Source organism: Demequina sp. NBRC 110056 (assembly GCF_002090155.1).
Lineage (GTDB): Bacteria > Actinomycetota > Actinomycetes > Actinomycetales > Demequinaceae > Demequina.
In genome coordinates, this window is record NZ_BBRM01000004.1 from 70,364 (window position 1) to 82,286 (window position 11,923).

Annotated in this window: 10 protein-coding genes; 6 read left to right on the forward strand and 4 right to left on the reverse strand. The window is 73.0% G+C overall.

The window, feature by feature from the left end; all coding sequences use genetic code 11:
* The first annotated feature begins 170 nt into the window (after positions 1–170).
* Entirely contained in the window at positions 171–1,865 is a 1,695-nt protein-coding gene (locus B7K25_RS06680) for a DEAD/DEAH box helicase (protein WP_084104961.1), read from the forward strand.
* A gap of 133 nt (positions 1,866–1,998) precedes the next feature.
* On the opposite strand, the gene B7K25_RS06685 is transcribed toward B7K25_RS06680, so the two are convergent.
* From B7K25_RS06685 to B7K25_RS13940, 3 genes are all read right to left on the reverse strand, one after another.
* Complete coding sequence (locus B7K25_RS06685; RefSeq protein WP_084104962.1) at positions 1,999–2,616, reverse strand: GNAT family N-acetyltransferase; 618 nt, start codon at positions 2,614–2,616, stop codon at positions 1,999–2,001.
* Positions 2,617–2,734: 118 nt separating this feature from the next.
* Entirely contained in the window at positions 2,735–3,559 is an 825-nt protein-coding gene (locus tag B7K25_RS06690; protein ID WP_084104963.1) for a PHP domain-containing protein, read from the reverse strand.
* Positions 3,560–3,629: 70 nt separating this feature from the next.
* Positions 3,630–5,468, reverse strand: coding sequence for a hypothetical protein (locus B7K25_RS13940; protein ID WP_084104964.1), 1,839 nt, complete (start codon positions 5,466–5,468; stop codon positions 3,630–3,632).
* Positions 5,469–5,651: 183 nt separating this feature from the next.
* Here B7K25_RS13940 and B7K25_RS13945 point away from each other — a divergent pair, with 183 nt between their 5' ends.
* From B7K25_RS13945 to B7K25_RS06710, 5 genes are all read left to right on the forward strand, one after another.
* The gene (locus B7K25_RS13945; protein WP_234988110.1) at positions 5,652–7,025 is read left to right on the forward strand and encodes an aminopeptidase P family protein; all 1,374 of its coding nucleotides are present in this window, start codon (positions 5,652–5,654) and stop codon (positions 7,023–7,025) included.
* A 108-nt stretch (positions 7,026–7,133) separates the two neighbouring features.
* Positions 7,134–7,346, forward strand: a complete 213-nt coding sequence (locus tag B7K25_RS13580) for a hypothetical protein (protein ID WP_144018907.1) — start codon at positions 7,134–7,136, stop codon at positions 7,344–7,346.
* Between the two features lie 187 nt (positions 7,347–7,533).
* Positions 7,534–7,704 carry a hypothetical protein gene (locus B7K25_RS13745; protein WP_159450147.1) on the forward strand — a complete coding sequence of 57 codons (171 nt, stop codon included), beginning with the start codon at positions 7,534–7,536 and terminating at the stop codon, positions 7,702–7,704.
* Positions 7,705–7,714: 10 nt separating this feature from the next.
* A complete protein-coding gene (locus B7K25_RS06705; protein WP_084104966.1) occupies positions 7,715–9,217 on the forward strand; it encodes a hypothetical protein in 1,503 nt (500 codons plus the stop codon).
* Positions 9,218–9,371: 154 nt separating this feature from the next.
* The gene (locus B7K25_RS06710) at positions 9,372–10,346 is read left to right on the forward strand and encodes an LLM class flavin-dependent oxidoreductase (protein WP_084104967.1); all 975 of its coding nucleotides are present in this window, start codon (positions 9,372–9,374) and stop codon (positions 10,344–10,346) included.
* A gap of 79 nt (positions 10,347–10,425) precedes the next feature.
* Here B7K25_RS06710 and B7K25_RS06715 read toward each other — a convergent pair whose 3' ends face one another.
* A complete protein-coding gene (locus B7K25_RS06715; protein ID WP_084104968.1) occupies positions 10,426–11,826 on the reverse strand; it encodes a PLP-dependent aminotransferase family protein in 1,401 nt (466 codons plus the stop codon).
* Positions 11,827–11,923: the final 97 nt, after the last annotated feature.

Below are 11,923 nucleotides of genomic sequence, written 5' to 3' on the forward strand. Positions count from 1 at the left end.
GTCCTGGCCTCGGCCGCGCGCGACCGGTAGACTGGACGGCGACCCGGGGCTGACCGGTCGTCATGAGAAGCGCGGTTCCGCTGCAGACAGCGATGGCCGCAAGGACAATGATTCGCGATCGGCTGCCCGCCGACAGCGCGCCCGACGCGCGCATCCGAACAAGGATCTCCATGACTGACACCCCCGCGGGCGCACCTGCGCCCGAGAGCACCACTGCGCCTGAGAGCACCACCGTGCTCGACGACGCCACCTCGACCACCGACGCCGCCGCGCCCGAGGCGACGACCGCATCGGCCCCTCCCGAGAAGACCTTCGCCGAGTACCCGATCAACCCGCTGATCGCGCAGGCGCTCGCGGACAAGGGCATCGAGACGCCCTTCCCGATCCAGGCGATGACGCTGCCGGTCGCGCTGAGCGGCCACGACATCATCGGCCAGGCGAAGACGGGAACGGGCAAGACGCTCGGCTTCGGCGTCCCGCTGCTGCATCGCACCGTCTCGCCCGGCGAGGACGGCTTCGACGCGCTCGACGAGCCCGGCAAGCCGCAGGCCCTCGTCGTCGCCCCGACCCGCGAGCTCGCGGTGCAGGTGGCGGGCGACCTCATCACGGCGTCGAAGAAGCGCTCGACGCGCATCGTCCAGATCTACGGTGGCCGCGCATACGAGCCCCAGATCGAGGCGCTCGAGAAGGGCGCCGAGGTCGTCGTCGGCACCCCCGGCCGCATGATCGACCTCCTCAACCAGGGACACCTCGACCTGCGCTTCGTGCGCACCGTCGTGCTCGACGAGGCCGACGAGATGCTCGACCTGGGCTTCCTGCCCGACGTCGAGCGCCTGCTCGCCGCCACCCCGGCCTCGCGCCACACCATGCTGTTCTCGGCCACCATGCCCGGGCCGGTCGTCGCGCTGGCGCGTCGCTACATGACGCAGCCCACGCACATCCGCGCCGCGGACCCGGACGACGACGGCGCCACCGTCAAGGCCATCAAGCAGGTCGTCTACCGCGCCCACGCGCTCGACAAGATCGAGGTGCTCGCGCGCATCCTGCAGGCGAACGGCCGCGGCCGCACCGTCGTGTTCGCGCGCACCAAGCGCACCGCCGCGAAGGTCTCGGACGAGCTGCGCGACCGCGGCTTCGCGGCCGGCGCGATCCACGGCGACCTGGGCCAGGGCGCTCGCGAGCAGGCGCTGCGCGCGTTCCGCAACTCGAAGATCGACGTGCTGGTCGCGACCGACGTCGCCGCGCGCGGCATCGACGTCGAGGACGTCACCCACGTGATCAACTACCAGTGCCCCGAGGACGAGAAGACGTACCTCCACCGCATCGGCCGCACGGGCCGTGCCGGCAAGACCGGCACCGCGGTGAGCTTCGTGGATTGGGACGACGTCCCGCGCTGGTCGCTCATCGACAAGGCGCTCGACCTCGGCTACCCCGAGCCCGTCGAGACCTACTCGACGTCGCCGCACCTGTTCGACGACCTCGACATCCCCGAGGGCACCAAGGGCCGTCTGCCCAAGTCGGAGCAGCACCTCGCGGGCCTCGAGGCCGAGAAGGTCGAGGACCTCGGCGAGACCGGCAAGCACACGGGCGGCCAGCGCTCGGGTGGCCGCGACGGCGGACGTGACGGCGGCCGCGGCGGCCAGGGTGGCCGGGGCCGCTCGCGCGGCGGGCGCGGGGGCCGCGGCGGTGAGGGCGGCCGTTCCGGTGAGGGCCGCTCGAACGAGTCGCGCAGCGCCGATGCAGGCGCCGAGCGCCGTACCGACGCCGGCTCGGGCGAGGGCGGCCAGCGCCGCAAGCGCAACCGCCGCCGTCGCCGCAGCGGCGGCCAGGGCGGCCAGAGCCAGTCGGCGCAGCCGCAGGCCTGACAACCCACCGACTCTCACGCAGGGCCCCGACGTCGTCACCGGCGCCGGGGCCCTCGTGCGTCCGGCGGGTCCGAGGCGCCGGGTGCTGGCGGCGTCGCAGGCGTCGGCGGTACGCCGCGCCCGACGAACAGCGCTATGCCGGGGAGTGCGCGCCTGAGCCTGGCCCCGTCTCGAGGCGCGCCACCAGTCCATCGCGAACCCCTGGCCACTCGCTGTCGAGGATCGAGAACACCACGGTGTCGCGGATGTGGCCGTCGGCCATGACCGTGTGGCGGCGGAGGATGCCGTCCTGCGTGGCGCCGAGCTTCGCGATCGCGGCGCGCGACTGCGCGTTGCGACGATCCGTGCGCAGCTCGACGGCGACGCAGCCGAGCACGTCGAAGGCCCGCTCGAGCAGGAGCAGCTTCGCCGCGGGGTTCACGGTGGTGCCGTGCACGGAGCGCGCGAGCCACGTCGAGCCGATCTCGACCCGGCGGTTCGGCTCGTCGATGTTCATGTAGGTGGTCATGCCGATCGCGCGGCCCGAGGCCAGGTCGACGACCGCCCACGGCGCCATGGTTCCCACGACCTGCGCGGCCAACCGCCTGGCGATCTCCTCGCGCACATCGTCAGGCGCCGGGATGCGCGTGTACGCGAGGCTCGACAGGTCGCCCTCGGCGATCGCCTGCGCGAGGTCCGGAGCGTGCGCAGGCACGAGCGGCTCGAGGCGCACGTGGGCACTCTCCAGGAGGGGCGTCGCGGCGAAGGTCATGGCGCGAGTCTAGGGACGCCGCCGCCGCGCCTCGCGACGATCGCACCGGCGGACGGCCCCCGGCACCGAGGGCGCCGGTCGGGGCCGCCGGTCGAGGCGGGACGAGCCCGCCGTCCCGCTACGCGCGAGCCGCCTCAAGCCGGGCGAAGGCTTCGGGGGTCGTGACGTTCTCGCCGAGCCGGTTGCGCTTCCCGGTGCCGTGGTAGTCGCTCGCCCCGGTGCGGACCAGGCCGAGGCGGTCGGCGATCCGCGACAGGCGGGTGACCTGGCGCTCGTCGTGGTCGCGGTGGTCGACCTCGAGACCCGCGAGACCCGCGCGGGCCATGCCTTCAATGACGGAGGTCGTCACGACCTTTCCACGCGCATCGGCGCCGGGGTGGGCGAAGACCGTCACTCCCCCGGCCTGGCGCATCGTCCTGACGGCGTCGGTGACCTCAGGGGCGTAGTGCGGGACGTAGTACCGCGAGCCGGGGATGAGGATCGAGTGGAACGCCGCGTCCCGGGTGGGGACGACGCCCTGGGCGACGAGCGCATCGGCGATGTGGGGGCGGCCCACCGTGGCGGCGCCGCCCGCCTGCTCGGACACGGCCTCCCAGGTGACGGGGTAGTCCTGCCCGATGCGGCGGACGATCTCTCGTGCGCGGTCCACGCGCGCGTCGCGCGTCCTCGCGAGCATCAGCTCGACCCCGTCGTCGTCGCGCCGGTGCCAATAGCTGAGTAGGTGGATCGAGATGCCGCGGTGGCGGCACGAGACCTCGATGCCGGGCACGAAGACCAGACCCAGCTCGGCGGCGGTCTCCGACGCCTCGTCCCACCCGTCGACGCTGTCGTGATCGGTGAGCGCGACGACGTCGAGGCCGGCCTCGGCCGCCTCGCGCATGACCTGCGCCGGCGAGCCAGTGCCGTCGGACACCCGCGAGTGGGTGTGAAGGTCGATCCGCATCCCGCCAGCCTACGGCGAAGGCCGCCGCCTCCCGTGCGGGAGTGCGGCGGCCTTCGATCGCGCCGGTGCGTCAGGCGCGCTGGCGACGGGTGCCGATCACGAGCGCGGCTCCGACGGCGACCAGGACCGCGGCGAAGGTCACGAGCGAGGTGTCCGCGCCCGTGTCCGACAGCTCCTCGGACGTGGTCTCAACGGCGGGGGCCTCCTCGTCCTCGGTGGCCACGACGTCGTCCTCGGTCGCGACGGGCGCGGCGGCAGGCAGCACCTCGAAGGAGACCTCGTGCTCGACGACGAGCGCCGTGCGGGTGGCGGCGGTCGCACGCGGGTTGCCCGGGCCGAGCGGCAGGAAGCCGGTCAGCTCGACCTTGACGGTCACGGCACCCTCGAGCAGGTCCTCGAAGGTGACGGTGTGCTCGACCTCGCAGGTCACGACGGTGCCTGCCGGGACGATGCCGTCGGCGGGGATGTCGCACGCGGCCACGTCGGCGTCCGGCTGGACGACCGCCACGGAGGCGTCGAGCAGGTCGAACGTCGTCGAGCCCGGCACGGTGAAGCTCAGCGTCACCACGTCGCCGGTCTGCGCCGACTGCGGTCCGTCGAGCAGGTTCCACACGACCTCCGAGCGGACGCGCTCGAAGTCGGCCAGGTCGGCGCGGCGGTCGGCGACCGAGCGGAGGGCGTCCGCGAGGCGCCCGAGGACCGCGTCGATCTCCGCGAGGCGCGCCTCGGCGGCGTCGAGGTCCGCCTGCGCTGCCTCGAGGTCGGCGACCGCGGCGTCGCGCGGTCCCTTCGCGGCGATCAGCGCGTCGTGAGCGGCCTGCTGAGCCGCCTTGAGCTCGTCGCGCAGGTCCTGAGCGGCGAACAGGGCTGCCTGCTTGGCGTCCTTGTCCTCCTGGGCCGCGACGGCGGCGAGGCGCGCGGCATCCACGTCGGCCTCGAGGTCCGACAGCGCCTGCTCCGCGTCGGCCACGGCACCAAGCGCCGCGGTGTGGGCGGCCTGGGCGTCGTTCAGCGCGGTGCGCAGGGCCGTCGCGCCGGTCTCGTCGGCCGCGCGCTGAAGCACGGTCACGCGGGCCTGGAGGCCGGCGAACTCGAGCAGCGTCGGACCATGGGTCAGGCGTGCCTCCGCGAGACGCAATGCTGCAGCGAGCTTCACGAAGCCGGTCGCTGCGTCATACGCGGATTGCGCGGAGTCGATGGCAGCCTGAGCGGCCTCGGCGCCAGCGCGCTTGGCCTCGACGGCGGTCTCGGCGTCGGCGATGCGCGAGAACAGCTGGGCCACAGTCAGGGGCTCCGACACGACGTCGGTCCACCACGCGGGGGCGCCGATGAGCGTCGCGACCGGCGTCTGGTAGTCGGCCTCAGCGGTGGCGAGGGCCGTGGCGGTCGCGGCGGCAGCCGCCTCCGCATCGGTCACTGCCTGCTCGGCGGCGGGCACGAGGCCCTCGAGGCGCTCGACCTCGGCCTCGGCGGCGCGCAGCGCCTTCACGGCGCCGTTGCGCGCGACGCGGGCGGCGTTGACGACCTCCTCCTGAGCGTCCGCCGCCTTCTTCGCCTTGTTGCGCGCGATCTGCTTGGCGCGGTGGTCGGCCTCGGCGGCCTCGGCGATCTCGGCGGCCTCGTCACGCACCTGCTCGGCGGCGGCGACGGCGTTCGCCGCAGCGTCGCGTCGGGAGCGGAGCTCCGCGACGATCGCGTCGAACGCGTCAGCCTGGGCGAGGACGTCGCTCCAGTCGGCGTCGATGAACGCCTGGTCGGCCGCAGCCGAGGCGGCGGCCGCCGACTGCTCGAGCAGCTCGAGCTCGGACGGCGTGCCCGGCAGGGCGGCGGCGGGAGCGACGCTCCCGATGGTCACAGCGGCGGCGGTCACTCCGGACAGCACGACGGCAGGCAGGCGCAGACGGCCCATGGTTGGTTCTCCCCTCAGCGGAGCCCGACGGGCTCTCACGCGAGCGCGACTCTACGGGCGGCGAAACCCCTGGAACAAACCGGTGTGACCGAGGTCACTGCGAGCGCGGCGGATCGCCCGATTCGTCCCTTTCGGCCGGCGGGCTGGCGCCGCGGCGCGCCGCCGACGTGCGACGATGGTGCGGTGAACGAAGAGCAGTCCCAGAAGTCCAACAAGGCCCGCGCGCTGCGCCCCGACAACGACGAGTTCAAGGCGTGGATCGGCTCCCAGTGGGCCGAGCCCGACGACCTCGAGTCGACCGCGATGGCGTCGGCGTCCTTCGCCGCCGAGCGCCGGGCGGCGCTGTCGGCGCGCTTCCCCGGCAAGCGCATCGTCGTCCCGGCCGGAGACCTCAAGGTCCGCTCGAACGACACCGACTACCGCTTCTCCCCCGACCGCGACTTCGCCTACCTCACGGGCCTGGGCACCGACCGCGAGCCGGGCGCCGTGCTGATCCTCGAGCCCACCGCGACCGGCCACGACGCCACGCTGTACCTCGTGCCGCCCGCCGGCAAGGACGATGACGGCTTCTACACGGATCCGCGCACCGGCGAGTTCTGGATCGGCCGCCGTCCCGGCCTCGAGGAGTTCGCGGCGATGACGGGCATCGCCACGGCGCCGCTGGCCGACCTCCCGAGCGGGCTGCGCCTGAGCGCCCACCCGCACAAGCCGGTGCGGCGCGCGCTGTCGGAGATGCGCCTCGTCAAGGACGAGTGGGAGGTCCAGCAGCTGCGCGACGCCGTCGACGCGACCATCGCGGGCTTCGAGCGCGTGGTCGGCGAGCTGCCGCGCGCCATCGCGCACAAGCGCGGCGAGCGCGTGGTCGAGGCGACCTTCGACGGCCACGCCCGCGAGGAGGGCAACGCCGTCGGGTACGAGACCATCGCCGCGTCGGGCGCGCACGCCACGACGCTGCACTGGATCACCAACCACGGCCAGGTGCGCGAGGGCGACCTGCTGCTGCTCGACGCCGGCGTCGAGGTCGAGTCGCTCTACACCGCCGACATCACCCGCACCATGCCGGTGACCGGCGAGTTCTCCGACGTGCAGCGCCGCGTGTACGGCGTGGTGCTCGAGGCGGCCGACGCGGCGTTCGCGGCCGCGCGCCCCGGCGCCACGTTCCGCGACGTCCATGAGGCGGCGATGGACGTCATCGAGGCTCGCCTGCGCGAGTGGGGCATCGTGCCCGAGGCCGAGCACGAGGAGTCCAAGCTGTTCCGCCGCTGGATGGTGCACTCGACCTCTCACCACCTGGGCCTCGACGTGCACGACTGCGCGCAGGCCAAGCGCGAGCTCTACATGGATGGGCCGCTCGAGCCGGGCATGGTGTTCACCATCGAGCCGGGGCTGTACTTCAAGGCCGACGACCTGGCGGTCCCCGCGGAGCTGCGCGGCATCGGCGTGCGGATCGAGGACGACGTGCTCGTGACGGAGGACGGCGTCGAGAACCTCTCCGCGGCGCTTCCGCGCGAGCCCGACGCGGTCGAGGCGTGGATGCGTCAGCACCGGAGGGCCTGACGCTCGCCCACATCCCGAGTTCGTGTAGACCTCGCCCGCATCTGCGTGCGGGACGCGCGCTGCGTGGAGGCGAGGGTTCTGCACGCACCACGCCAGTAGCCTGGCCCCATGGACCAGCCGGCACCGGTACGCGGGTCGCTCCCGCACGAGCGGCGCGTACGCGTGCGGCGCTGGGTCGTCGGTCTCCTCGCGGCGGCCGTGTTCCTGGTGCCCGTCTCCACGTCCACCTCGTGCGCATCGACCACGACAACCGGAACGTGCGAGACGACCTACGCCCCGCTGGCCGGGCTGGTGCTCGGGTACGGCTACCCGAGCCCGTAGCGCTGACGCTGGCCGCGCGCGCACGAACTCGCGGACGAACTCGGGGAAAGCGGTCCGCGTCCCGCTTGGGTGCAGCATCCGCGCAGAGGTGATCCGTGAGGTGGTGCGCCGACGCTCCCCGTCGACGCCCCTGACGACGGGACCTAGGGCCCGCTGACGGCGCGCGGCGCGAACCTACCGTGGTCGCATGAGCACCCGTGCCGTCCCTCAGCCCTCCCGCACCCAGCGCACCCTCGCCGCGGTGTGCGGAACGCTCCTCGCCGGCGCGCTCCTCATCCTCAGCGGCGGCAACGCCATCACCGCGATCGCGGCGACGGGTGACCAGCCGGCACCCGTGGCGCACGAGTCCACCGACTGAGCTCACGGACGTGACGGTCGCGATGCGGCACGCGCGCCTGGCCCTCGCGGCCCTCGGCACGGTGCTCGTCGTCACGGTGCTCGTCGTGCTGCTCGCCCCGGCCACCACCGCGGGCGCGGTCGCAGCGACATCGGGCGCGGTCGCCGCCACCTCGGGTGCCGCCAACCCGGCCTCGATCGCCGCCTTCCCTGCCACAGCGCTCCCTGCGTCGGCCACGGGGGCCGCGAGCGCATCGGCGCTGCCTACGGCGACCTCCCCGACGGTGGACCCCGACGCCGACCTGGTCCTGTTCTGGGGCGACGGCTGCCCCAACTGCGCGGCGGAGAAGGAGTGGCTCGCGACCGTCGAGCAGCAGCACCCGGACCTCGAGATCGTCGAGTACGAGGTTTGGCACGACGACGTCAACCAGGACCTGTTCGCCCAGGAGGCGGAGCGGCTCGGCTTCGCCGCGGGCTCGGTGCCGACCACCATCATCGGCGACCGCGTGTGGATCGGCTGGACCGACCAGATCGAGCAGGACATGGCGGGCGCCATCGCGACGGTCGAGAGCGGCGGGACGCCGATGCCGGGCGTGTTCGGCACCGAGGGCGCCGGCACGTGCTCGCAGGACGCCGGCGCGTGCTCGGCCGAGGCACCGCAGACGGTGATCGACGTGCCGCTGATCGGCGAGGTCACCGTGTCCGCAGACTCGCTGCTGATGTCGACCATCGTCATCGGCTTCGTCGACGGCATCAACCCCTGCTCCCTGTGGGTGCTGTCGGTGCTGCTCGCCATCGTGCTGCGCAGCAACTCGCGCCGGCGGGTGCTCGCGATCGGCACCACGTTCCTCGTCATCACCGCAGCCATGTACGGGCTGTACATGGCGGCGTTCTACTCCGCGCTCGCCGTCGTGGGGATGATGGGATGGATCCAGATCGCCGTCGCCGTCATCGCGGGCGTGTTCGGCGTGGTGTCCGTCAAGGACTACTTCGCGTTCGGCAAGGGCGTGTCCTTCACCATCAGGAAGGAGGACAAGCCCGGCATCTACCGGCGCATGCGCGAGGCCGCCGGCAAGGAACGCCTGCTGCCTGCCCTCGGGGCCACCATCGCGCTCGCCGTGGGCGTGTCCCTGTTGGAGACGCCGTGCACCGCGGGCTTCCCGGTCCTGTGGACAGGAATGCTGCACGCGAACGGCGTCGGCCCGGCGGAGACCGCGGGACTGTTCCTCGCGTACATGATCCCGTTCCTGCTCGACGAGCTCATCATCTTCGGGATCGCGGTCGCGACGATGCGCGCCACCAAGCTCCAGGACAAGCACGGCGAGCTGCTCAAGCTGTTCGCCGGCGTCACGATGCTGGTGCTGGCCGTCGTCATGCTCATCGACCCGACCCTCATGGAGTCGCCGGTGATGGCGCTTGGGCTGTTCGCTGCCGCGTTCGTGCTCGCCGCTGCGGTCCACGTGGTCGCTTCACGGGTCCGCTCGAGATCGCGGCCGGCCGATGCGCTGGCCGCGTCGGGCTCCGACCGCGAGTAAGACGGGCTCGCTTCCGCTCCGCTCGCCTCCTGGAAGGCACCCAGTGCCGAATAGACGGCGAAAGTGGCACTCAGCGCCTTCCAGGGCGCCGGCGCGGGCATAGCCGCGCGCGCATCGGCGTTGCGCCACCAGACCCCCTCACGCTTGGAGACCTGTGACCACGCTGTCCGTCCTCGACCTTGCCCCCATCGCCCCCGGCGAGCGCCCGTCTGACGCCTACCGCCACTCCGTCGCCCTCGCGCGCGCCGCCGAGGAGTCGGGCTACGCACGCGTCTGGTACGCCGAGCACCACAACATCGACCGCATCGCGTCCGCCGCGCCTGCCGTGCTCATCGCTCACGTCGCGGCGCACACGTCGACCATTCGTCTGGGCGCCGGAGGCGTGATGCTGCCCAACCACTCTCCTCTCGCCATCGCCGAGCAATACGGCACCCTCGCCGAGCTCAACCCCGGGCGCATCGACCTGGGTCTCGGGCGCGCGCCCGGCGGCGACCGGAACGTCTTCGCCGCGCTCCGGCGCGACCCGCAGGACTCGGACCGATTCCCCCAGGACGTGCTCGAGCTGCAGGGCTACCTGGGCGACACCACCCGCGTGCACGGCGTCGAGGCCACCCCGGGCAAGGGCACCGAGGTGCCGCTGTACATCTTGGGCTCGTCGCTGTTCGGCGCTCAGCTCGCGGCACAGCTGGGCCTGCCGTACGCGTTCGCCTCGCATTTCGCGCCTGCCGCGCTCGAGCAGGCGACGGCCGTCTACGTCGACACGTTCCAGCCGTCGGAGCAGCTCGCAGAGCCCTACCTCATGGTCGCTGCCAACGTCTTCGCCGCGGCCGATGCCGACACGGCGAGCGAGCAGTTCGAGGCCGCGCGACGCTGGCGCGTGCGCGGGATGCTCAAGCGTGGGCCGAGCATCCCCGAGTACTCGGACGCGGACATCGACGCCTTCCTCACGTCACCCCAGGGCGCCCAGATGGCCGACATGATGCGGTGCACCGCCGTCGGCACGGGCGCCGATGCGCGGGCCTGGCTCGACGACTTCGCCGCCTCGGTCGGGGCGCACGAGGTCATCACGGCTCACGGCGCTCTCGAGGCAGAGGCGCGGGTCGAGTCCGTGGGGCTGACCGCCGCGTGATGTCTCCTAGAAGGACATGAATGCCGATTTCGGCCGATTTTCGGCACTCATGTCCTGCTAGGACGCTCGGTGGACGGGATCAGGCCGCGCGCTCGGCGAGCACCTTGACGCCCAGCCGCATCTCCTCGGGCGACAGGTAGAACGGCAGCCGGAAGTGCTCCGAGCCCTGGCCCGGCACCACCTCGAAGGCCGTGCCGGGGGCGACCGGCACGCCCGCGTCAGACGCGCGCGCGGCGAATCGCTCCGCGTTGCCGCCGGGGATCCGCACCCACAGGCACGGCCCGCCGTCGGGAGTGCGGAACTCCCAGTCCAGCCCGTGCTCGACGATCGCGTCCACCGTCGCCGCGAGCGACTCGCGCATGGCGTCGAGGCGCCAGGCCAGCGTCGCCTCGTAGTGCTCGGTGAGGAACCGCGTCGCGAGCTGCTGGAAGAACGCCGGGCTACCCAGGTCCATCGCCGCCTTGCGGTTGCGCAGCTGGGTGGCGAGCGTCGCGTTGGCGTGCAGCCAGCCGATGCGCAGGCCGCCCCAGAACACCTTCGACAGCCCGCCGATGGTCACCACGGCGGCGTCGGTCTCGAGCGACGCGAAGGGCGGTCGCGGCGAGCCGGTCAGCGCCAGCTCGCCGGTGATGCGGTCGTCGATCACCGTGGTGCCTGCGGCGGACGCGGCGGCCAGCAGTCGCAGCGCGTCCTCCTCCTCGAGCACGGTGCCCGTCGGGTTCTGGAAGCTCGTGAGGTAGGCGACATCGGGGCGCGCGGCCCGGATCAGCTTGACGGACGCGGTGACGTCGAGGCCCTCGCGGGTCATCGGCAGCGCCAGGGGCCGCGAGCCGGCCGAGGTGAGCGCGTCGAACACCCCCGGGTACGCGACCGCCTCCATGGCGACCGGGCACGACGGACCCGCGAGCGCCGTGACCGCGAGCCACAGCGCCTGCTGGCCGCCGGCGGTGATCACCACCTCGTCCGGGTGCGCGTCGATGCCGCGGGAGCGCAGGTGCTCGACGACCGCACGCACCAGCTCGGGATCACCGAGCGCGGCGTACCCCGTGCCTCCGGACAGCGAGCCATCGAGCAGCTCCCCCGGGTCTCGCAGAGCCTCGGTCACCACGGGCGCGGGCGGGGGGCACGCCGAGCTCAGGCCCACCAGCGGCGCACGCGTGCCGGGCAGGATCTTCGCGAAGCGGTCCTGGTACGACATGCCGTCGAGCCCCCGGGCTCGCGCCCCCAGGGTGGGCGCCGCTCCCGGCCGAACCTCGAGCCACTCGTCGTCGCGCAGCCGCTGGTACGCGGCGGTGACGGTGTTGCGCGACAGGTGCAGCGCCTCGGCGAGTGCACGCTCGGACGGCAGCCGGGTTCCGTGGTCGAGCGAGCCCGCCTCGGCGAGCGACACGATCGCGTCGGCCAGCTGGGAGTACAGCGGGCCGGTGCCCGACTGCCAGTGGTCGAGGACGTCGCGGAGCTGATCGGCGGTGGTGCGCATGGAGCCATCCCACCGCGAACTGGCCCCTTGGAGCAAGAGCCAGTGGCCCGCGAGGTGGCCCTTTCATCACGGGTCCAGTCCGGCGCATGCTCGTGCC

Excerpts from the sequence above, each read along its gene's own strand:
- B7K25_RS06680 (WP_084104961.1), top strand. The coding sequence starts at position 171 with ATGACTGACACCCCCGCGGGCGCACCTGCGCCCGAGAGCACCACTGCG.
- B7K25_RS06685 (WP_084104962.1), bottom strand. The coding sequence starts at position 2,616 with ATGACCTTCGCCGCGACGCCCCTCCTGGAGAGTGCCCACGTGCGCCTC.
- B7K25_RS06690 (WP_084104963.1), bottom strand. The coding sequence starts at position 3,559 with ATGCGGATCGACCTTCACACCCACTCGCGGGTGTCCGACGGCACTGGC.
- B7K25_RS13940 (WP_084104964.1), bottom strand. The coding sequence starts at position 5,468 with ATGGGCCGTCTGCGCCTGCCTGCCGTCGTGCTGTCCGGAGTGACCGCC.
- B7K25_RS13580 (WP_144018907.1), top strand. The coding sequence starts at position 7,134 with ATGGACCAGCCGGCACCGGTACGCGGGTCGCTCCCGCACGAGCGGCGC.
- B7K25_RS13745 (WP_159450147.1), top strand. The coding sequence starts at position 7,534 with ATGAGCACCCGTGCCGTCCCTCAGCCCTCCCGCACCCAGCGCACCCTC.
- B7K25_RS06715 (WP_084104968.1), bottom strand. The coding sequence starts at position 11,826 with ATGCGCACCACCGCCGATCAGCTCCGCGACGTCCTCGACCACTGGCAG.